At 59.5% G+C, this 20411-nt stretch carries 19 protein-coding genes and 1 pseudogene; 13 read left to right on the forward strand and 7 right to left on the reverse strand.

Annotated elements, in window-relative coordinates:
- Positions 1-10: 10 nt before the first annotated feature.
- The 4 genes from FBX97_RS11265 (at position 11) to FBX97_RS11280 (ending at position 6361) form a co-directional block, all read left to right on the forward strand.
- Positions 11-3205, forward strand: a complete 3195-nt coding sequence (locus FBX97_RS11265) for an efflux RND transporter permease subunit (protein WP_141831617.1) — start codon at positions 11-13, stop codon at positions 3203-3205.
- A gap of 1 nt (position 3206) precedes the next feature.
- Positions 3207-4703: an efflux transporter outer membrane subunit gene (locus tag FBX97_RS11270; RefSeq protein WP_141831618.1), complete on the forward strand. Its 1497-nt coding sequence runs from the start codon at positions 3207-3209 to the stop codon at positions 4701-4703.
- A gap of 346 nt (positions 4704-5049) precedes the next feature.
- A complete protein-coding gene (locus FBX97_RS29845) occupies positions 5050-5772 on the forward strand; it encodes a PEP-CTERM sorting domain-containing protein (RefSeq protein ID WP_221631796.1) in 723 nt (240 codons plus the stop codon).
- 85 nt (positions 5773-5857) lie between these two features.
- Positions 5858-6361, forward strand: coding sequence for a DNA-deoxyinosine glycosylase (locus tag FBX97_RS11280; RefSeq protein ID WP_141831619.1), 504 nt, complete (start codon positions 5858-5860; stop codon positions 6359-6361).
- On the opposite strand, the gene FBX97_RS11285 is transcribed toward FBX97_RS11280, so the two are convergent.
- Positions 6358-6807: a hypothetical protein gene (locus tag FBX97_RS11285; RefSeq protein WP_141831620.1), complete on the reverse strand. Its 450-nt coding sequence runs from the start codon at positions 6805-6807 to the stop codon at positions 6358-6360. The genes FBX97_RS11280 and FBX97_RS11285 overlap by 4 nt on opposite strands.
- 421 nt (positions 6808-7228) lie before the next feature.
- On the opposite strand from FBX97_RS11285, the gene infA reads away from it, so the two are divergent.
- Positions 7229-7498: a translation initiation factor IF-1 gene (gene infA, locus FBX97_RS11290; protein ID WP_141831622.1), complete on the forward strand. Its 270-nt coding sequence runs from the start codon at positions 7229-7231 to the stop codon at positions 7496-7498.
- Positions 7499-7572: 74 nt separating this feature from the next.
- On the opposite strand, the gene FBX97_RS11295 is transcribed toward infA, so the two are convergent.
- A complete protein-coding gene (locus FBX97_RS11295; protein WP_141831624.1) occupies positions 7573-8487 on the reverse strand; it encodes a hypothetical protein in 915 nt (304 codons plus the stop codon).
- An 83-nt stretch (positions 8488-8570) separates the two neighbouring features.
- Positions 8571-9434, reverse strand: coding sequence for an HDOD domain-containing protein (locus FBX97_RS11300; RefSeq protein WP_141831626.1), 864 nt, complete (start codon positions 9432-9434; stop codon positions 8571-8573).
- Between the two features lie 179 nt (positions 9435-9613).
- On the opposite strand from FBX97_RS11300, the gene FBX97_RS11305 reads away from it, so the two are divergent.
- Positions 9614-10183, forward strand: a complete 570-nt coding sequence (locus FBX97_RS11305; protein ID WP_141831628.1) for a DNA-3-methyladenine glycosylase — start codon at positions 9614-9616, stop codon at positions 10181-10183.
- A 127-nt stretch (positions 10184-10310) separates the two neighbouring features.
- On the opposite strand, the gene FBX97_RS11310 is transcribed toward FBX97_RS11305, so the two are convergent.
- Complete coding sequence (locus FBX97_RS11310) at positions 10311-12011, reverse strand: methyl-accepting chemotaxis protein (RefSeq protein ID WP_141831630.1); 1701 nt, start codon at positions 12009-12011, stop codon at positions 10311-10313.
- A gap of 108 nt (positions 12012-12119) precedes the next feature.
- Positions 12120-12581, reverse strand: coding sequence for a cache domain-containing protein (locus FBX97_RS11315; protein ID WP_255517428.1), 462 nt, complete (start codon positions 12579-12581; stop codon positions 12120-12122).
- A gap of 285 nt (positions 12582-12866) precedes the next feature.
- Between FBX97_RS11315 and FBX97_RS11320 the strand changes: the two are divergent.
- From FBX97_RS11320 to FBX97_RS11335, 4 genes and pseudogenes are all read left to right on the forward strand, one after another.
- Positions 12867-13277, forward strand: a pseudogene (locus FBX97_RS11320) (lysine 2,3-aminomutase); the annotation flags it as partial.
- An 870-nt stretch (positions 13278-14147) separates the two neighbouring features.
- Positions 14148-14585: a hypothetical protein gene (locus FBX97_RS11325; protein ID WP_141831632.1), complete on the forward strand. Its 438-nt coding sequence runs from the start codon at positions 14148-14150 to the stop codon at positions 14583-14585.
- A 155-nt stretch (positions 14586-14740) separates the two neighbouring features.
- Positions 14741-14998, forward strand: coding sequence for a hypothetical protein (locus FBX97_RS11330; RefSeq protein ID WP_141831634.1), 258 nt, complete (start codon positions 14741-14743; stop codon positions 14996-14998).
- Positions 14999-15143: 145 nt separating this feature from the next.
- Positions 15144-16220 carry a hypothetical protein gene (locus FBX97_RS11335; protein ID WP_141831636.1) on the forward strand — a complete coding sequence of 359 codons (1077 nt, stop codon included), beginning with the start codon at positions 15144-15146 and terminating at the stop codon, positions 16218-16220.
- A gap of 364 nt (positions 16221-16584) precedes the next feature.
- Here the strand turns inward: FBX97_RS11335 and FBX97_RS11340 are convergent, their stop codons facing one another.
- Positions 16585-16866, reverse strand: coding sequence for a hypothetical protein (locus FBX97_RS11340; protein WP_141831638.1), 282 nt, complete (start codon positions 16864-16866; stop codon positions 16585-16587).
- Between the two features lie 68 nt (positions 16867-16934).
- Positions 16935-17186 carry a DUF1508 domain-containing protein gene (locus tag FBX97_RS11345; protein WP_141831639.1) on the reverse strand — a complete coding sequence of 84 codons (252 nt, stop codon included), beginning with the start codon at positions 17184-17186 and terminating at the stop codon, positions 16935-16937.
- A gap of 370 nt (positions 17187-17556) precedes the next feature.
- Here FBX97_RS11345 and FBX97_RS11350 point away from each other — a divergent pair, with 370 nt between their 5' ends.
- From FBX97_RS11350 to FBX97_RS11360, 3 genes are all read left to right on the forward strand, one after another.
- Positions 17557-18120, forward strand: a complete 564-nt coding sequence (locus FBX97_RS11350; RefSeq protein ID WP_141831641.1) for a recombinase family protein — start codon at positions 17557-17559, stop codon at positions 18118-18120.
- A 135-nt stretch (positions 18121-18255) separates the two neighbouring features.
- Positions 18256-18951: a hypothetical protein gene (locus FBX97_RS11355; protein WP_141831643.1), complete on the forward strand. Its 696-nt coding sequence runs from the start codon at positions 18256-18258 to the stop codon at positions 18949-18951.
- A gap of 93 nt (positions 18952-19044) precedes the next feature.
- A complete protein-coding gene (locus FBX97_RS11360; protein WP_141831645.1) occupies positions 19045-19773 on the forward strand; it encodes a hypothetical protein in 729 nt (242 codons plus the stop codon).
- Positions 19774-20411 lie beyond the last annotated feature (638 nt).

Consider the following 20411-nt stretch of genomic DNA (forward strand, 5'->3'; position numbering starts at 1 on the left):
GAACAATAAAATGAATATTTCACGCTTTTTCGTCGACAAGCCGATCTTTGCGGCGGTCTTGTCCGTCATCGTGTTCGTGGCCGGCCTGATCTCGATCTTCCAGCTGCCGATCTCGGAATACCCCGAGGTCGTGCCGCCGTCGATCGTGGTGCGCGCCCAGTACCCGGGCGCCAACCCGAAGGTCATCGCCGAGACGGTCGCCACCCCGATCGAGCAGGAGATCATCGGCGTCGAGGGCATGCTCTACATGACCTCGCAGAACACCTCGGACGGCGCGCTGCAGCTGACCGTGACCTTCAAGATCGGCACCAACGTCGAGCAGGCCGAGACGGCGGTGCAGAACCGCGTCCAGCGCGCGCTGCCGCGCCTGCCGGAAGAGGTGCGCCAGATCGGCGTCACCACCGTCAAGAGCTCGCCCAACATCACGATGGTGGTGCACCTGAATTCGCCGGACGGCCGCTATGACGACCTGTACCTGCGCAACTACGCCACGCTGAACGTCAAGGACCAGCTGGCCCGCATCCCGGGCATGGGCGACGTCCAGCTGTTCGGCTCGGGCGACTACGCGATGCGGGTCTGGCTCGATCCGCAGAAGGTGGCCGGACGCAACCTGACCGCGAGCGACGTCGTCAACGCCATCCGCGAACAGAACGTGCAGGTCGCGGCCGGCGTGGTCGGCCAGGGTCCGTCCAAGGGCGCCGAGTTCCAGCTGACCGTGAACACCCAGGGCCGCCTGGCCAGCGTCGAGGAATTCGGCAACATCGTGGTCAAGACCAACACGGATGGCGCCACCACCCTGCTGAAGGACGTCGCGCGCCTGGAAATGGGCTCGAACTCCTACGCGCTGCGCTCGCTGCTCGACAACAAGTCGGCGGTGGCGATCCCGCTGTTCCAGTCGCCGACCGCGAATGCACTGCAACTGTCGACCGACGTGCGTGCCAAGATGGAAGAACTGTCGAAGGACTTCCCGCAGGGGATGACCTACAGCATCGTGTACGACCCGACCCAGTTCGTGCGCGAGTCGATCAACTCGGTGCTGCATACGCTGATCGAAGCGATCGTGCTGGTGGCGATCGTCGTGATCGTGTTCCTGCAGACCTGGCGCGCGTCCGTGATTCCGCTGCTGGCGGTGCCGGTGTCGGTGGTCGGTACTTTCGCCGTGATGCTGGCCTTCGGCTTCTCGATCAATACCCTGTCGCTGTTCGGCCTGGTGCTGGCGATCGGTATCGTGGTCGACGACGCCATCGTGGTGGTGGAAAACGTCGAGCGCAACATCGAGAACGGCCTGAACCCGCACGACGCCACCGTGCAGGCGATGAAGGAAGTGTCCGGTCCGATCATCGCGATCGCGCTGGTGCTGTGCGCCGTGTTCGTGCCGATCGCCTTCGTGTCGGGCCTGACCGGCCAGTTCTACCGCCAGTTCGCGCTGACCATCGCCATCTCGACCGTGATCTCGGCCTTCCTGTCCCTGACCCTGGCGCCGGCGCTGTCGGCCGTGCTCCTGAAACCGCACGGTGCGAAAAAGGACTGGCTGACGCGCGGTATGGACGCCGTGTTCGGCCGCTTCTTCAAGGGCTTCAACCGCTTCTTCAACAGCTCGGCCCACCGCTACGAAGCGGGCGTGCAGGGCGTCCTGAAGCGCAAGAGCGCGTCGCTGGGCGTGTATGCGCTGCTGACGATCGCCGGCATCTTCATGTTCAAGGCGGTGCCGCCGGGCTTCGTGCCGGCCCAGGACAAGGCTTACCTGATCGGCTTCGCCCAGTTGCCGGACGCCGCCTCGCTGGAGCGCACCGATGACGTGATTCGCAGGATGTCGGATGCCGCCCGCGGCATCCCGGGCGTGGAATCGTCGGTCGCCTTCCCCGGCCTGTCGATCAACGGCTTCACCAATGCGCCGAATGCCGGTATCGCCTTCGTCACCCTGAAACCCTTCGACCAGCGCGGCAAGGACCAGAGCGCCGAAGCCATCGCGGCGGAGATCAACAAGCGCATGGGCGCCATCGAGGATGCGTTCGTGATGGTGCTGCCGCCGCCGCCGGTCAACGGCCTCGGCACCACCGGCGGCTTCAAGATGATGATCGAAGACCGCGGCAACCTCGGCTACGATGAACTGAACAAGGCGGTGCAGGCCTTCATGGCCAAGGCCGCGACCGATAAACGCCTGGCCGGCGTGTTCTCGGGCTACCAGATCAACGTGCCGCAGCTGTTCGCCGACGTCGACCGCGTAAAAGCCAAGCAGCTGGGCGTACCGCTGGCCGAGATCAACCAGACCTTGCAGATCAACCTCGGTTCGCTGTACGTGAACGACTTCAACCAGTTCGGCCGTACCTACCAGGTGCGGGTGCAGGCCGATGCGCCGTTCCGTTCGCAGCGCGAGCAGATCGCCCAGCTGAAGGTCCGCAACGACAAGGGCGAGATGATCCCGCTGTCCTCGCTCATGACGGTCAAGGATACCTACGGCCCGGACCGCGTGCAGCGCTACAACAACTACGTCGCCGCCGAGATGAACGGCGGCCCGGCCCCAGGTGTCTCGTCGGGCCAGGCCCAGGCGGCGATGGAGGAAATCGCGCGCGACGTGCTGCCGAAGGGGATCGCCTACGAATGGACCGACCTGACCTACCAGGACATCCTGTCGGGTAACACCATGATCTTCGTGTTCCCGCTGTGCGTGCTGCTGGTGTTCCTGGTGCTGGCTGCCCAGTACGAAAGCTGGACGCTGCCGCTGGCCGTGATCCTGATCGTGCCGATGTCGATCCTGTGCGCCCTCGTCGGCGTGAAGCTGACCGGCGGCGACAACAACGTGTTCACCCAGATCGCGCTGTTCGTGCTGGTCGGCCTGGCCTCGAAGAACGCGATCCTGATCGTGGAATTCGCGGTCGAGCTGGAACACCACGGCCGCAGCATCGTCGCCGCCGCGCTGGAAGCCTGCCGCCTGCGTTTGCGTCCGATCCTGATGACCTCGATCGCCTTCATCATGGGCGTGGTGCCGCTGGTGTTCTCGCACGGCGCCGGCGCCGAGATGCGCCACGCAATGGGTGTCGCCGTGTTCGCCGGCATGCTGGGCGTGACCTTCTTCGGCCTGTTCCTGACGCCGGTGTTCTACGTGCTGCTGCGTACCCTGGCCAAGCGTTTCGAGCGGCCTTCGCACAAGACGGCTGCCGTTCCCGGCACCGAGCACGGCCCTGCACTGGAAGGAAACCACTGATATGAAAACCATGATTGCAAAGGGTTTGCCTCCCTTGTTCGCGGCGCTGCTGCTGGCCGCCTGCTCGACGCCGGCATTCAAGCAGCCGGAGATCGCCGCGGTGCCCACCTTCAAGGAAGCGCAGGCGCCGGCAACCCGCACCGCGCCCGACGGCACCACCTGGAAGATCGGCCAGCCGGCCGAAGCCCAGCCGCGCGGCGAATGGTGGCGCGTGTTCCACGATCCGTCGCTGGATGCGCTGGTCGCCGAAGCGGCGGCCAACAACCAGAGCCTGACGGTGGCCGCGGCGCGCGTGCGCCAGGCGCGTGCGATTGCCGGCATCGCCGAGGCCGACCGCATCCCGCAGATCGGCGTGGACGCCGGTGCCCAGCGCACCCGCCTGTCGCCGCAGGAAGCCCTGCAGGCGCCGGGCACGCCGGTGGCCCCGTTCAACAGCTATTCGGCGCGGCTGTCGGCCAGCTACGAAATCGACCTGTTCGGGCGGGTGTCGGCCAACGTGGCGGCGGCGCGCGGCGATGCCGGCGCGGTGGAAGCGACCTACCGCTCGGTGCTGCTGTCGCTGCAGGCCGACGTGGCCCAGACTTACTTCCGCCTGCGTGCTCTCGACGCCGAACTGGCGACGGTGGAGCGCACGGTGCGGCTGCGCGAGGAAAGCGTGCGTGTGACGGGGCGCCGCTTCGAGCTCGGCGACATCGGCGAATTCGACCTGGCGCGCGCCCGTACCGAACTGGCGACGTCGCGCGCCGAAGCGATTGGGCTGCAGCGCCAGCGCACCACGGCCGAACACGCGCTGGCGGTCCTGCTGGGCAAGCCGGCCTCGGTGTTCACGGCGCCGGCCAGTCCGCTGGAAGACGCGGCCGGGCTGCCGCTGATCCCGGCCGGGCTGCCCTCGAGCCTGCTGGAACGGCGGCCCGACATCGCCAGCGCCCAGCGCACGATGGAGGCGGCCAATGCCCGCATCGGCGTGGCGCGTTCGGCCATGTTCCCGGCGCTGAGCATCGGCGCCAACGGCGGCGGCGTGGCCGGTACCGTCGGCGACGTGTTCAAGTGGAGCAGCCGCTCCTGGCTGCTGGGCGCGGCGCTGTCGATGCCCTTGATCGACGGCGGCCGCAACCGCAACAACGTGGCACGCAGCGAAGCCGCGCTGGACGAGGCGGTCGGCGCCTACCGCCAGAGCGTGCTGACCGCCTTTGCCGAAGTCGAGGACAACCTGGCCGGCCTGCGCATCCTGGCAGGGCAGAGCTACGAGACCGAGCAGGCGCTGGTGTCCGCGCGCCGTTCCTCCGACCTGGCGCAGAAGCTCTACGACGCCGGCCGCGGCAGCTACCTGGAACTGCTGGACGCCCAGCGCAACCAGGCGGCGGTGGAGCGCAGCGCCGTGCAGCTGCGCGGCGACCGTGCCGTGACGACGGTGGCGCTGATCCGGGCGCTGGGCGGCGGCTGGGACGGCACGCCTGCGGGCGGGCAGGTAGATGGGATGGCCCAGGCGCGTCGCTGATCGCGTTCTGAAGACAGGTTTGTTCTGCCCTTTGCGGCAGTTCGCGCTGAGCGTGGACTGCCGTTTTTTTCGTTTTGTCGAAAAATCTTACAGGCGTCAAATTAGTCATATTGATCAGTTTGATATCAATATGCGAAGTTTCACCTATGATCGTAAATTTGACGATCAATTTTTCTTAGCGTAAAACTATTTTTTTATTGTCGAGAAATTTTACAGTTAAACGGTAAAATCGAAAGACCAAATGCGTAAGGCATTGAAAAATCGCTGATTTTTCCTTCTGGCATCTAAATTGCTTTAAGTAAATTAAGAATGATGTATAACAACCTTAACGACTTAAGGATTCAAGATGCGCAAACAACTCCTCGCCGCTTTTGCTGTCGCCGCCGCCTTCTTCGCCAACGCCGCGCAGGCCACGGTCATTGCTTCGAATACGACTTCGATCACCGGCACCGCCCAAGGCTTCAGCAAGACCTTCGCCCTCGACGGCAACAAGTACACCGGCGTAACGATATCGGTCACCGCCAAGGGCGATTTCGGTGGCAACTACAATATCTGCGATGACGAATATTTCAATTTCTACGTGGATGGCTATCAGGGCGCGCGATGGAGCAGTGCCGGCGGCAGCGGCTACGCGGTCACGGAAAACTATAGGGATTACGACTACACGCTGAGCGGTTCCTTCACGCTCAGCGACCAGCAATGGGCCTCGCTGTCCGCCGACAAGCTGCTGACGATCTCCTGGCAGAATGGCGCCGACGTCGACGCCTACCCGACGGTAGGCGGTCTGGACTATGTGAGCTTTACCGTGGCCGGCACGCTGATGCCGTCGACGACGCCGATCTCGACCGCGCCGGTGACCACCGCGACGGTCAGCAGCAGCCCGGTGGCGCCGTCCACGGTCAGCACCGGCACCAGCACAAGCACCAGCACAAGCACCAGCACAAGCACCAGCGCCGACGCCGGCTCGGGCGCATCGGCCAAGGTGCCGGAACCGGGTTCGCTCGCGCTGCTGGGCCTGGGCCTGGCCGGCCTGGGCTTCCTCCGCCGCCGCCGCAACAAGAAGCAATGAAAAACAGGGCCGGGGCCACGCCCCCGGCATCGGGCGACGAACGGAGCAGATGCCCCGTTTTTCGTTTCTGGACTATGATGCGGCCATGTCCGCTCCTCTGCTCACCGGCCTGGCGCCCGTCATCGCGCCCGATACCCGCATCCTGATCCTGGGCAGCTTCCCCGGCGCCGCCTCGCTCGCCGCCCAGCAGTATTACGCCCATCCGCGTAACCAGTTCTGGAAACTGGTCGGCGCCCTGGTCGGTGAAGATCTGTATGGCTTGCCCTACGCCGCGCGCCTGCCGCGCCTGCTGGCGCACCGCATCGGGCTGTGGGACGTGCTGGCCGCCTGCGAACGCGAAGGCAGCCTGGATGCCGCGATCCGCAACCCGGCCGCCAACGATTTCGAGCGCCTGCACCGGCTGTGCCCGGAGCTGCAGACGGTCGGGTTCAATGGGCAGGCGTCGGGCAAGTTTGCCGGCCAGTTCGAGGAGGCCGGCTACCGCACCGTGGTGCTGCCGTCGTCGTCGCCGGCGCACATGGCCTTGAGCTTCGAACAGAAAATGGCCGTGTGGCGGCGCCTGGTGGAGGCGGAGGCGGACGCCGTTTAGCGCGACGGCGCCGCCGGCACGCCTGCGGTGTCCGCCAGGCGGAGCTTCGGCATGATCGACGCAATGCGGCTGTCCGGGTTCTTGCTCAGCTCATCGGCTGTGCCCCAGCCCAGCAGTTTCTGCGACGGCATTTCCTGGATCAGCAGGTAGTGGGTGGTGACGGCGACCGGCCTGTCGACCAGGTTGCAGGTCTTGGTACAAACCGTGACTTTCTTCATGCGCGTGCCGGTTTTCAGCGCCAGCCGGCGCACGTGGTAGTTCTGGCCGTCGGCGTCGACGTCGTATCTGGCAGCCACGGTGGCCTTGCCCAGGATCGCGTTCAGGTCGGTGGCCGGGGTGTTGGCAGAAATGCGTCCGATCTGTTCGCTGGTCAGCGGCACGTGGGTCGCACAGCCGGCGAGCAGGAGGGTTGCAGCGAGTGCGGCACCAAGTGTTTTGATGGACATATATGTATTCCGGGTAAAAATTTGGGCATCACTATACAAGAGCTGTTTTTGTATAGACAAGCACTCGCCGCGCTTTTTTTTCGCGTATTGTCGGTTCCATTACTTTGGGCAGAATTTGGGCCTTCCCTGTGGAGATGTCCGTTGTCGTGTAGAATGATGGTGTTGGCTTGCTGCCGGACCAAAGAGTGAGGCTCCCTCTTTTAATCTGGCGCAACGCCCCCATATTGGATGCATCCCCCAGTTCGCAACGCGCCAGCTGCATACGCGCTGCGTTTCCCGACTTTTCCCATTCTTGACCAGGCAGACTGGCAGCCTGTCCGACGGCGGTGCGGTGTTCGCGCTTCGCCGGTCGATGCATTGCCGATCGTTGATTTCGCATCATCAGTCACGGAAAGAGTCGTTCATATATAAAGGACATGACATGAGTAAAGAAGAACTGATCGAAATGAGTGGCAAGGTGACTGAAGTGCTGCCGGAGATGCGTTTCCGTGTCGACCTGGAGAACGGCCATCAACTGGTGGCGTACACCTCGGGCCGCATGAAGAAGAACCATATCCGTATCATTGCGGGCGACCGCGTCACGCTGGAAATGTCGCCGTACGACCTGAACAAGGGCCGTATCACCTTCCGCCACATCGAGACGCGCGGCCCGGCACCGACCGGCTCACGTCCACAGCAGCGCCGCCGTTGATCCGGCATCACGCAGCGCCCTGATCCGAGATCGAAGAGGGCCGGGTTCCGCAAGGGACCCGGCCCTTTTTACGTTTATAGGGGCGGCGGCCGGATCCCGGCCACGCGCTGCGCCAGCGCCTGCGCTTCGTCCGGACGCCCGAGCCGGGCCAGCAGCGGCCACAGGTTCTGCATCGCCACCAGGTTGTCTGGATCGCGTCCGAGCGCGGCGCGGTAGGCGCGTTCGGCCAGCGGCAACTGGCCATGATGCTGGTAGATCACGCCCAGGGTGTTGTAGGCGGTGGCGCTGGCCGGATTGGCGTGCACCGCGGCGCGTGCCCACCAGTAGGCGTCGTCGATGCGGCCTTGCACCAGGGTCTCGGCGGCGCGGTTGTTGAGGAACAGGGCGACCAGTTCGCCTTCGTCGAGCGGACGCGTACGCAGGCGCGCGGCGTCGGGCGGCGGCAGGAAGTCGACCACCAGTTCCTGGGCGGCCTTGTCGTCGTACAGCAGGTTGCGCGGCTTGCGGTGGCCGAGGGCGATGTTGACGTGGGCCGCCACCAGGTACAGCGTCCCTTCGCGGCGCCAGGCATCTTCCACGTCGACTGCCTGATAGCGCACCGTCAGTCCGAGTTCGCGCGCGAAGGCGGCCGTCATGATCACCAGCGACAGGCAGTTGCCGGCACGCGCGGCATAGGTGCCGGCGGCGGGGCGGGTCGCGTTGGCGTCGTAGTCGAGCTTCAGGTCCTGCTGGCGGTACAGGGCGTCCAGCAGGCCGCGCTCGCGGCCGCGCGTGCGCAGCAGGGCCGTGAACGCTGGACTGCGCACGTAGGCCTGCATGGCCGGGCTGAGGGTGAACAGGTCGGCGGCGCCGATGGTTTCGGAGGGCGGGGCAAAGGCCGCGTCCAGGAACAGCGACGGCGGCGGGGCGGGCGGAGGCGGGCTGGCGCAGCCGGTCAGCATGGCCACCCACAGCGGCAACAGCCGCAAAGGCTGGAACAGGCGCTTCATGTCTCCTCCGCGCGGCGATCTTCGATCTGTCTGGTCGAAGTATCCGCCGCCGCACGAAGGATGTAAATATGCCGCGTGGGCGTTTACTCGTCGTGGAAGGCTTCGACCAGCTCGTCCAGCAGCTCTTCCTTTTCGTCCTCCGACATGCCGAGATAGGCCATCGCGCGCGCGCCGCCCTTGTTCCATTCGAGCGATTCGCCGTGGCCCTGGTATGAGCTGATCGCGCCTTCGGCCAGCAGCGACAGCGCGACCATCGAGCGCACCGTGGCCGGGCTGTCGGCGTCGTCCAGCACCGTGTAGTCGTGGTGGTGCAGGATGGCCCAGCCGATGTCGCCGGACAGGCCCCAGGTACGCGCCAGCAGGCAGCCGACCGCCGCGTGCGAGGTGGCGTGGCGCTCGTCCTCGAGCGCGGTGAAGGGGCGCTCGGCATCCAGCGCCGCTTCGGCGTAGGTGGCGCCGTAGTCGGCAAAGCGTTCCATCAGCAGCGGCACCCCGGTGTCGCAGAACAGGCCGAAGGTGTGGGCCACGTCCTGTTCGCCGATGCGCAGGCGGCGCGACAGGAACACCATCGCCTGCGCGCGCCGGGTCGAGACGTCCCAGAAACTGGCCAGGGCGGCGCTGTTGGCGGGGATCGCGCGGCGCGCCAGCAGGCCGGTCATCAGGGCAGCGACCTGGTTAATGCCGAGGAACAGGATGGCCTGCTCGATCGACTTGGCCTTGCGGCCGCCGTACACGGCCGAATTGGCCAATTTGAGGAGGGCGCCCGACATGCCGACGTCGCTGGCCACGATGCGGCCGACCGTTTCCGGGCTGGGATCGGGCGACGCCAGTTCGCGCTGCAGCTCGGCCAGCAGGCTGGGACGCGGCGGGATGCGGATCGACTTGATCAGCGCGTCGACCGGATCCTCGGCGGCGCTGGGACGTGCCAGGGCGGTTGCTGTACTCATGATCAGGGGAATATAGTGCTGCACGGAAATAAGTGCGAAGCGCATCACTGTACACCAGTGCCGTAAAAGTTGCAGCAATGCATTTACTTATTTGATGTGAAATCGTCAAAAATGTCCTCTGTCGAGAGCGATGTGCAGACGGTGCGACCCGGCAAACGGGACCGTTGTAAGATGCATACATGTCGCCCCATATTCTCGCCGGTATCGATTTTCTAGCACCGTCTCACCGCGTGGCGCGCCAGCTGATCGGCGTCACGGTGCTGGTCAACGGCGTCGGCGGACGCATCGTCGAGACCGAAGCCTACGACGGCGAAGATCCGGCCTCGCACAGTTATTCCGGTCCGACCGAGCGCAATGCCGCGATGTTCGGCCCGCCCGCCCATGCCTACGTCTACCGTTCCTACGGCATCCACTGGTGCCTGAATTTCGTCTGCCGCGAAGAAGGGCATGGCGCCGGGGTGCTGATCCGCGCGCTCGAGCCGGTGGCCGGCCTGGAGGCGATGCGCGAGCGCCGCGGCACGACGGATGCATGGCTGCTGTGTTCCGGACCGGGCAAGCTGTGCCAGGCGCTGGGCGTGACGCGCGCGCTGAACGGCCAGTCGATCGCCGCACCGCCATTCGAACTGCAGGCGGCGCCGGAAGGAATCGAGGTGGTGAGCGGTCCGCGCATCGGCATTTCGAAGGCGGTCGACGTGCCGTGGCGGTTTGGATTGGCCGGGTCGCGTTACGTCAGCAAGCCGTTCCGCTGAGGCTGGAACGTTAGCTTAAAAGCCGTCGCCCCTGCGAAGGCAGGGGCCCAAGTTCGATGCTGTGCCGAAAACTTGGACCCCTGCCTGCGCAGGGGCGACGGTGTTTACATGGTCAGGCCGTTTGCGACTAGGCTCGCCGGCGCGCCTGTTGCGGGCGGCTCTCGGCGACACGGTGCTCGAGAGCGGGACGGGCGCCGCGCATGGCGCTGTGCGGCGCACGGCGCTCGCCCTGCACCGGCTGGATCTCATCGGCGTCGTCGTTGCCGGCTTGCGGCTGCGCCTTGCCTTCGATCTCGAACACCGACACCGCGCGCGCCAGGTTGACGGTCTGCTCGTGCAGGCTGGCCGCCGCCGCCGCGGCCTGTTCTACCAGCGCCGCGTTCTGCTGGGTCATGTCGTCCATCTGGCCGACGGCGAGATTCACTTCGGCGATGCCCTCGGCCTGCTCGTTGCTGGCCACGCTGATGCGGTTGATGATGTCGTTCACCTGCTGCACCGAGGCCACCACGCTATCCATGCTCGATCCGGCTTCGTTGACCGAGGTGCTGCCGTTGTCGATGATCGCCACCGAATCCGCGATCAGGGCCTTGATCTCCTTGGCCGCCGAGGCCGAGCGCTGGGCCAGGGTGCGCACCTCCGACGCCACCACGGCGAAGCCGCGTCCCTGTTCGCCGGCACGCGCCGCTTCCACCGCCGCGTTCAGGGCCAGGATATTGGTCTGGAACGAAATGCCGTCGATGACGCCGATGATGTCGACGATCTTGCGCGAGCTGGCGCGGATCGATTCCATGGTCGCCACCGCGCGCCCGACCGACTCGCCGCCGCTGGACGCCAGGCGTGCCGCTTCCGCCGCCAGTTCGGTGGCCAGGCGCGCGTTGCTGGCGTTGTCCTTGACCGCCGTGGTCAGCGTTTCCATCGCGCTGGCGGTTTGCTGCAGCGAGCCGGCCTGCATCTCGGTGCGGGTCGAGAGGTCGAGGTTGCCGCTGGCGATTTCCTTGGACGCGGTGTCGATCGAGCGCACCGAGCCGAGCACGCTGCGCAGCGTGCGGTTCAGGTTCGAGATGGTCTGGTCGAGCGCGCGCGAGGTGTCGGCGATCTCGTCGCGTCCGTCGCTGGCGGCGCTGCCGGTCAGCTTGCCGTCGGCCATTTCGCGCACCACGCTCGAGATCGCGCCGATATCGCGCAGCATGACGCTGCGCAGGCGCATCGTCACCGCCAGCGACACCGCGATCGACAGCACCACCAGCACGATCATGCTGGTCTCGAGGTTGTGGAATTCCTCGCGCGCGGCGGCGTAGGCTTCCTCGCTCAGCGTCTTTTCCAGGGCCGCCAGCTGGGCCAGCTGCTGGTTCAGGATCACGAAATCCTTTTCCGCCTTCTGCATCGAATTGGTGGCGATCGACTGGTCGACCTGGGCCATTTCGATGGTCTCCTGCACCGCCTTGCGGTAGGCCGCCAGCGCCGCCAGCGAGGTATCGATCGGCTTGCGCTCGGCCGCGCTGCCGACCTGTGCCAATGCGTCGAGCTGGGCTTTCAGCGCCGCGTGGCGGCTGCCGATGTCGGCGATCAGGGCGTCCAGCCTGGCCTTGGCAAAGCTGCCGTTGACCCAGGCCAGCAGCTGATAGGCATTCGCGTGCACGTACTTGGCGTCGCCCGCCACGTCGGCCACGCTCTTCAGGCGCGCCGCGCGCACCTGCACCATGTTTTCCAGCGATCCATTCTGGCGCACCATGCCATACCAGGCGGCGCCCGCCAGCAGCAGCAGCAGCAACAGCACCAGGCCCGGCGCCAGCAGCAGCTTCGGACCGATCCGTAATTTGTTCAGCATGTTCGCTCCAGCTAAAAAAGGGCGGTCGTCTGGCGCCCTAATGAAAAGGGCGGCGTGCACGCCGCCCATCGTCGTGTTGCCGCGGCGTCGATGCCGCGGTCCCATGCATCACTTCTTGTACAGGCCGGCCTCGAGCACGACGCCGTCGACCAGCAGGATGTAGGTCGTCTTCGGCTCGATCTTGCCGGTGGTCGGATTCTTGTACTGGTAGTCGACCCAGCCCTTGCCCTTGGCGGCGGCCAGTTCGATGATCTCGCGGCGGTATTTCTTGCCGTTGGCATCGGGCACGTCGGTCAGGTCCTTGCCCACGATCGACGGGTTGTAGGGGTGGGCCAGCACGATGCCGGTCTTGACGTCGCGCAGGTCGACGTACAGCGAGCCCTGGACGAAATCCGGATCCTTGGCGTTGATCCGTTTCATCATCTCGTCCTTGCCTTTGGACTTGATCAGGGCGGCGCCACGTTCGGCCATGGCGATGGCGTCCTTTTCGGATGGTTCGTTGGCGAGGGCGGCACCACTGGCCAGGCACAGGGCGATTGCGGTTGCGGTCAGCTTCAGCGAGAAGGTCATGAGTGCTTCCTTTCAAGAATGTGCTCGGACTGAATGTTTCCTATTGGCATGACTACTCTACGCTGCAGGTCCTGCCGCAGGCTTGTGCTGGCGCAACACCGTCCCGGCGCGACGTTCCAAATACAACGCTGATCTTTCGCATTGCACGTGGAGGTTGGCGAGAAAGGTCGGTTACAAGTTGATTGGTTGCAACTCTTGGCTGGCGCTGGAACCCTAGTATCGGTTCCTGTTGGCAATTTAAATTCCTTAAGTCAACCATTATTCCTTTCCATCTCTCTTTGGAGAATGCCCGTGAGCACTGAAGCGACGCCCGCCAAGTTCAAGCCGTATACCCGTCAGTCGATCGCAAATGCCCGCCAATGGCAATGGATGAGCCCGGACTTGCAGGAAGCGGTCCAGGTCGTGTCCCATGTACTGCCTTTCCGCACCAATGAATATGTAATGGAGCAGTTGATCGACTGGAACAACGTTCCCGACGATCCGATCTATCGCCTGACCTTTCCGCACCGCGACATGCTGCCGGCGCGCGAATACGAACAGCTGCGCGACCTGGTGCTGTATAAAAAGGACGATGCGGCCATTGCCAAGCTGGTGCGCGACATCCGCATGCGCATGAACCCGCACCCGGCCGGCCAGATGACGCACAACGTCCCGCGCGTCAACGATGCGCCGCTCAAGGGCCTGCAGCACAAGTACTTGTGCTGGTGTAAAACGTCTCTTAAATTTTCAATGAAGTTTGATCTTTCGCAAAGCTACGTTCGTGTGAGGTCAGCATACTCAACGCATGGCTACCTACCTCAAACCTGCTGTATCGATGACTGCTGTACTTGCGGCAGCAATTGTCTTGCGACAAGCTCACAGTGTTGACTATGTTGCTTGTTTCCTAAAGGAATACGGTATCGACGACGAAGTGATCCAAGAGCTTATAGGACGTTCGGATGATGAGTTACCAACATATGCATACAGACAGCCTTAGCTTCCCTCTCCGAAATCCTCCCTTCCCAGCACTGTCAGATTGCTAAGCTGGCAATCGTTCGTTCCTTCTTTTTACGCAGGAAAAATGCAGAAATCCGGCCCGAAATTCAGCCAGACTCCCTATGAACTGCTTAAAATTTTTGCAGTAATAGCGAAATGGCATTTTAGATTAAACACTCTACAAATACATATTGCGTTATAGAGAATTCTGTGATCGTAAAGTTGCAATTTGGCGACACCTATAGTATAATGTGAACATATGTAGGGAAATGTGCACCGCTCCAATTTCCCTGTCTGTTTTACCAATCCCATAAAACAAATTCGATCCGTAAATAGGAGGATTAAACACGTATGTCCATTTCGACACCAATCAAGCGCACGTTTGGCGGTAAGTCCAAATCAGATGAGTATTTTCGGGCAGTAAATGCCGTGATTGCTGTACTTCTTCCGTACAGCACCCTACAGACAATTTCCGAGCATCTGAACTCGCAGCACCTGACAACGCCTTCAGGACTTCCCTGGACAAAGCACCGGGTATCGTCGTACTTACGCAGCAACGACATTCATTCAACAAACTAAAGGAATTAAATCATGGCAACGAAAACAACAGAAGCACCAGTAGAAACACCAGCAGCACCAGTGATGCAAGCCGTAACACCAAAACCATTCGCTCTAACAATCTCGGCTCCAGTAAATGTAGCGCTGGATGAGGCTGTAGTACATGCACGCGAAGGGTACGTGTTCTCGGAAGGGCTAATCGAGATTATGAACGGCTTTGCATTCTTCACGATGCACCTTGGAAATCCAAAAGCGCACATTATCAAGACTGCTACAGAATCTATCGAACGTAGCCAACGCGAAGAAGCTGCACAGCGCAAACGCGATATCGAAGCAGCCGCTAAGCGCATGCTGGAAGACGAAAAACGAGCGAGGCTGGAAAAGGAAGTAGCCGACGCTACCAAAGCGCTTGAAAAGCAAATCGCAGCATTGAAGCAAGCAGCAGCCGCAGAGCTGGCAAAGCTGAACTGAAGTAAATCCATCCAGCCTCCCTGGTGGAGCGCTTCTTGCCAATTCTGGCACCGTAACAAAAAATCCGCATAAACGCAGTTCGATCAATCTACACCCGCAAATCAGGGTGCGGGATTAGTTCGTCCTGCGCTTTGCGTTAATGACAAGGAATCCAAATGAAACAGAAATTAACTCCGGTAGCCGGTACAACCCGTAAGCGTCTTACCTTCGATGATGGGAGCGTACTCGACAGGCAGTTTGTTTATTTGCACCCGCATACATGGAACAAGCTACGTAAGCTTTCGATAACGCAAGGCGTAAGTGGATCACGCGTAATTGAAAATCTGATCCACCAGAAAGCAACTCCAGACAGGGAAACACTCGCCGAGTTACAGAAACAACGCGAGCAAGATAGAAACAGAAATAATGTTTAAAATCAAGAACTTACGATGAATGTAGAAAATGGATGGAATTGTTAATCTCCATCCATCCGCCATAGGGGAAATACTCGATTCATCGCATCGAAAACAGATTTGATTAAAGACAAGTATATGTAGCAGTAGGAAGTAAGGAGTATTAATGACAAAGAAGACAGAGACAATCATTCACCTTGCAAATGGTGGAAACCATAGCCCTGTGAATTTCCGTAAGCATAAGGACATGCTACTGAATCACCCATACACCAATGGCAGACTGTACCATATCGTCCTAACCGGATCGGAAGATCGTAGAGTGTACCGCAAGGCTGTAGAGCTACTGTGTAAGCAACTTCGAACCAATGGAATGCCATGCCGATACAAGGCATGCTATGAACGGGACAAGCTCAAAAGGTTTCATAAGCATGTATTCCTATTGATCGAAGCAAAGGATGCTCACCCCGATACCATTATCCATTACAGGAAAAATCACTGGTTCACTGAAATGACGGGAAAGCTTGGTCTGGCCTTCAAGATCGCTCCACCGCAAGACTCAATGCACCACGTAGCAGGAAAACAAGTCAATTACGCCTACGTACCGAAGAAAGCAGGACCAGTGCTGGATGATTGCTTGCTCTGGATTTCCTACCTTACGAAAGTACGGAGTAAGAATGGAGTGGAAGGGCAGGTTTATACAGCCAGCACCAACAGAGAGACAAAGCCCACCCTTGATTCCCTTCCCGCTGCTCTCCCAGCAGCGACAGAAGAGATTATTCCACTGGAAAGTGTAAAAGTAGTTTCTCATAAAGTTATGAAAAACCCAGCAGCAGACGGACAGAGTAATTTGGAAAGTACCAATTATCCTAAACAGGATAAAACCCTCCCCATGCCCCGGTTGATTACCGGGCAGGAAAAAACAAACGAAGGAGACGCTATGCACCAGCTTACGCCAGCAGGATTCAATTTCGTAGCAGGACTGTACGAGAAAGCCATTGGTGCTCGTATGCACCTGGGCCAGATTCAAGAGTACCTGAAAGCCAATGGCATCATGAAATCAATCTGGCAGGTTCGGAATGACCTTGATAGCACATTCTGCTTCTACGGCTATGCCGACAGTCACCCAATGCCACCGCCAATCAATCTGGCTGAAGTCGATAAAGAAATTAGCAGACAGTATGCCCTGCATTTATGCCCATCTCTGGCCCGTCGCAAACAAACCGAAAGGACACACGCAACATGAAGGATTCACTAAAACGCACGCCGAAGGCACAGAGCAATTTTCCTGAACGGGAACTTAGCCATTCGACAGCAGCAACCCAGCCAGCCACGAAGGTTCAGGATAGCTGGGCGTGGGGCAAGCCGGATATGAAAGCGTCTGTGACGCCTGTAGCCGCTCCCAAGCCAGCCGCAGCAACGAAACCACAGCCGACAGCATCAACGAAGGGCAACCCAGCTACAGTGGTAGCCGAGTTGTCCCGCATCGGTAAGAAGCAATCCCGGCTTCCCCATTGATGATGGGCCGGGTAACTAAGTTCTTTGGATTGTCCAATTAACTACCCCACACCGCCGCAACAGTCAGCCAACGGACTTATTCGGATACGATCCTACAACCCGTAGTCGTACCCTTCTTGCAAGATGACTCTGAGCTGCTCCAAGAACGCATGAATCTCAGTATAGCGAGCATCGCACACCATCTCTTCGACGGTAGGGGGCCAGCGTCGCTCGTCTACTTCGGGCATTGCCTCCTTTGCCAGAGCAAGCAGGTTGTTGTAGTTGCGGGCGAAAGTGGAAGACGGCTTCACTTCACGCTCTTTCGCTGGCAGCTTTTCTAGCGCCGCAATTGCTCCCTTGACCTGTTCAAAAATTTGATTTGCGTTGATTGCCATACGGTTCCTCACTAACGATTACGAATGAAAACGGCCCCGCTGCAACATGCTCAGGGCCGTAATGCCAACTACCTCTGATTGAGCGTTCCGAGAAGGCCCGCCAAGGCATTGCGTAACGTGGAATCGACAACCGAAGTTGCAGCCGTGGTCCCTTTGACCAAGTTGATTCCGTGCAGGCAGTCACTCTTGTTCCGATAACCCTCACCACTGTCCGCAATGATCCGGTCATTGTCAGCACGCAGACGCCAGCGGTAATCTCCACTGCCGCCAGCAGCAGCGAGCAAGCCGTTTTGTTTCTGTTCGTAGATTTCGAAATGCATTGTTAGCTCCTTAATAACAGGCCGCGTTGCGTGACGCAGCAGTTACCGGAAGGCAAGCACCATCCGGGGAAACGCTATTACTAGATATAGTAGCCCATATCGATTACGACACTACGGATAGTACCACAGTGCGTAACGGATACTTACACAACTATATGAACTGGATTGTACTATGGAAATTGATGCTGTATGAACATACAGCAGTATGACACTAACAGTGGAAGCGGCAAGCAGCGCAAAGTGTTAGCAATCGACCGTTTTCCAACACATAGGAAACACAGCCGTTAGCACTGTCAGAAAAATAGGGGTTGCAATTTCCAACATGTCACTATATTCTAACACCCATTACCAACAGGGGAGTATCACAGACATGGCAACATTCGCTTACGGTCGTGTCAGCACCAAGGAACAAACGACTGAGAACCAACGGATTGAGATTGAAGCATCCGGCTACACCGTCGAGTACTGGTACGCTGACGAAGGCGTGTCGGGCAAGATGTCTGCTATGCAACGTCCGCAGTTCGCTAAGATGCTCGGCCAGATGCGTGACGGTGAGAAGCTGGTTGTAACGAAGCTGGACCGCTTGGGCCGCGATGCTCAGGACATAGGAGCGACTATCAAGATGCTGGCAGGTCGCAAGATTGAAGTGGTCGTTCTCCAGCTCGGTAAGTTGGACCTTACTAGCCCAGCCGGTAAGCTTATGCTGAAGATGCTGGCCGCTGTTGCTGAAATGGAGCGTGATCTGTTGGTAGAGCGTACCCATGCCGGACTGGAACGGGCAAAGGCAGAGGGTAAGACCCTGGGCCGTAAGTCAAAGACCACGCCAGAGCAGCAAGAGAAGATGAAGAACGAATACGCTAACAACGCATCGGTTAGCAGTCTGGCACGCGACTACGGCGTAAGCCGTGCTACGGTGCTCTCCATCGTCAAGTAAGCACCAGACACGACAGGAAGGCCGCTACAGCGATCCTGGCCTGCCGTTCAAAGTGTCTCGACGGCTTCAGCCGCAGCAACACTCCAAGGAATACAATAGCTGGGCAACAATCCTTGTTGCTCATTTGGAGCTTGCATGTCGCCCATCTACAAGTACACACCCGAAAAGTACGTTGACGGTTTTATACGGCGTGGCGAAATACTGTTTCGTACGCTTGCATACTACAAAGACTACGAAGAGCAACAGGTAAGGGGCGACAGGTACGAAGGGACGCGATTGCATCAAAAGGCGGGAGGACTTCCCCTTACGATGGTGGAGAGCGGCCAGACGCACATTTTCAACGGCTCGCTTGAATCAAACGCCCGAACCGAAGACATCTTCGTGCTATGCCTTAGCACCGAGTTATCAGCAGACCTTGCGCATGACTTCGGGACTACGACCTGTATCGAAATCCATGATCCCATCAGGTTACTCGCTGGCATACGCTCCGCCTTGAAGCGCCGACCCTCGATCAAGAATGAAACTCTGCTGCACAGGCCAGTTACGTATTACAACGCTGGCGACAACGTAGGGATCGAATGGGCCTTCCCTGACAGGATTGCAATGTCCAAAACAAGGGACTACGAAAAGCAGAAGGAGTACCGGATTGCGTTTGGTGTCAACAATGCTCTGGCGTTCCAGAACACTACCATGCGGCTTGTTACAGACGGTCATATCGAACCCCGTATCGTGACAAACCATAGGGACATGCTGCTGAAAGTGGGCGACCTACGGCGAAGCTGTACGGTCTGGGAATTCGGTCCAGATGGCGTTCCAAGGAAGAGAGCATGAGCGCGAAAGTAGTACCGGCAGCATAACCACGAATATCTTCGACTGCCGCCGTACAGTCGCGTTATGATTCTCTGACAACGTTACGGAGAATGTATGAGCATCCGACGATTTTTCGTTACTCAATTGCTACCCGCTTTGGACGATTTTCGTGCCAACTCTTCGAACCGTGACATTGATCACGGAACCGATGTCGCTATAGCTGCTCGTCTGGCAGGGATTCTCAACAGCCTGCCTGAGAGGGTGATGCTGGAAATCCCACAGCCATTGAAGACGTTATTATTCCGCAGAGACTATCACTACCGTGAGAGTACATGGCGTGAGTGTCCTGCTTACGAATACGTATGCGATTTTGCGATTGCCTACAAACACGAAACTGTCTCACGACCTGGGCGCAAGATTGACCGCTTGGAGAAAGCGCAGCCCCGTGCCGCTTACTGCATCTACAGGGATTCTTCAGGCGAGTACCATGGTACGCAAAAGCTGCTTTGGCTAAAGTTGCTCTCCGGTGAATCGGTTGACCTTCGGCGGGCCTTGATGGTGTCAGTTGCCTATTGGGTGATCGAGCTTTTCCAGTTCGGTTTCATTGAGCTGATCGATCCCAACCGTTTTGCATTCTCCGAAAATATGTCGCGTGCTGAAGCAGAAGCGCAACCAAATCTCCGACTCCACCAAATCGCAGGCGAACAATACGGCAACTTGTTTCACGTGCTTGAGTATGATTACGAAACTGGCTTTCTGAGAGTCCCTGGGCCGGGCACAGCCTTCGAAATTTCGAAGAATTTTGACCTAGTATTTACGGACTCCCCGTTCACTGCCGCGTAATTTACAATGAAAGCAGTTAAGCGTTGTACATGGGCTTGGACGCGAATAGGAGGCTTCTACGGCCTCCGAGCCTAATCAGGCTACATTGTGCTGCTCAACACCACTAAAGCGCTCCAGCGGCCTATAAACCGCCTTCCCAAGCCCTCCTGCTCTCTGGCTAGCTCCAGCCTTACACCAATTCCAGCGAGACACGCGCTCCAGACGCGATTAGAGCCGTTCTGAGCCTTTTTCCAGTGTAGATGACTCCTACCCCTCCCGGCTCTCTACGAGCCGTCTACCGATATTTCTGGCGCTCTGGCGACCCATCCGAAACGCCACCGGGACAGGTTAAGCAACCAGCCCGCTCCCGCTGATATTCCCAAACCTGGGCGACGGTGCGAAGCAGGAAGGCACTTCCGAAAAATTCCTTTTCGAAAATTTCGCCATTGGCGACATACCATTGAATGTGCGGAAAGCACAAACCATTGACAAACGGAAATTCGTGGTGTAAGCTATAGCCCGAACGAGCCGCAGGCGAGTGAGGGTATATAATATTATATAAAAGCAATATTATATTAAAGAAAGACTTCCCTGTAAGGGGAAGTCAATAGGAAGTATTAATATTAGTAATACTATGTTCTGTGCCTACGGCACTATAT

Origin of the sequence: Herbaspirillum sp. SJZ107, assembly GCF_006715485.1 — a bacterium.
In the GTDB taxonomy this organism is placed as follows: Bacteria; Pseudomonadota; Gammaproteobacteria; order Burkholderiales; family Burkholderiaceae_D; genus Telluria.

Coding starts and splice junctions, on each gene's coding strand:
- FBX97_RS11300 (WP_141831626.1), bottom strand. CDS start 9,434: ATGAGTACAGCAACCGCCCTGGCACGTCCCAGCGCCGCCGAGGATCCG.
- FBX97_RS11335 (WP_141831636.1), top strand. CDS start 15,144: ATGACAAAGAAGACAGAGACAATCATTCACCTTGCAAATGGTGGAAAC.
- FBX97_RS11360 (WP_141831645.1), top strand. CDS start 19,045: ATGAGCATCCGACGATTTTTCGTTACTCAATTGCTACCCGCTTTGGAC.
- FBX97_RS29845 (WP_221631796.1), top strand. CDS start 5,050: ATGCGCAAACAACTCCTCGCCGCTTTTGCTGTCGCCGCCGCCTTCTTC.
- FBX97_RS11295 (WP_141831624.1), bottom strand. CDS start 8,487: ATGAAGCGCCTGTTCCAGCCTTTGCGGCTGTTGCCGCTGTGGGTGGCC.
- FBX97_RS11270 (WP_141831618.1), top strand. CDS start 3,207: ATGAAAACCATGATTGCAAAGGGTTTGCCTCCCTTGTTCGCGGCGCTG.
- FBX97_RS11305 (WP_141831628.1), top strand. CDS start 9,614: ATGTCGCCCCATATTCTCGCCGGTATCGATTTTCTAGCACCGTCTCAC.
- FBX97_RS11345 (WP_141831639.1), bottom strand. CDS start 17,186: ATGCATTTCGAAATCTACGAACAGAAACAAAACGGCTTGCTCGCTGCT.
- FBX97_RS11340 (WP_141831638.1), bottom strand. CDS start 16,866: ATGGCAATCAACGCAAATCAAATTTTTGAACAGGTCAAGGGAGCAATT.
- FBX97_RS11280 (WP_141831619.1), top strand. CDS start 5,858: ATGTCCGCTCCTCTGCTCACCGGCCTGGCGCCCGTCATCGCGCCCGAT.
- FBX97_RS11265 (WP_141831617.1), top strand. CDS start 11: ATGAATATTTCACGCTTTTTCGTCGACAAGCCGATCTTTGCGGCGGTC.
- infA (WP_141831622.1), top strand. CDS start 7,229: ATGAGTAAAGAAGAACTGATCGAAATGAGTGGCAAGGTGACTGAAGTG.
- FBX97_RS11285 (WP_141831620.1), bottom strand. CDS start 6,807: ATGTCCATCAAAACACTTGGTGCCGCACTCGCTGCAACCCTCCTGCTC.
- FBX97_RS11355 (WP_141831643.1), top strand. CDS start 18,256: ATGTCGCCCATCTACAAGTACACACCCGAAAAGTACGTTGACGGTTTT.
- FBX97_RS11330 (WP_141831634.1), top strand. CDS start 14,741: ATGAAACAGAAATTAACTCCGGTAGCCGGTACAACCCGTAAGCGTCTT.
- FBX97_RS11325 (WP_141831632.1), top strand. CDS start 14,148: ATGGCAACGAAAACAACAGAAGCACCAGTAGAAACACCAGCAGCACCA.
- FBX97_RS11315 (WP_255517428.1), bottom strand. CDS start 12,581: ATGACCTTCTCGCTGAAGCTGACCGCAACCGCAATCGCCCTGTGCCTG.
- FBX97_RS11350 (WP_141831641.1), top strand. CDS start 17,557: ATGGCAACATTCGCTTACGGTCGTGTCAGCACCAAGGAACAAACGACT.
- FBX97_RS11310 (WP_141831630.1), bottom strand. CDS start 12,011: ATGCTGAACAAATTACGGATCGGTCCGAAGCTGCTGCTGGCGCCGGGC.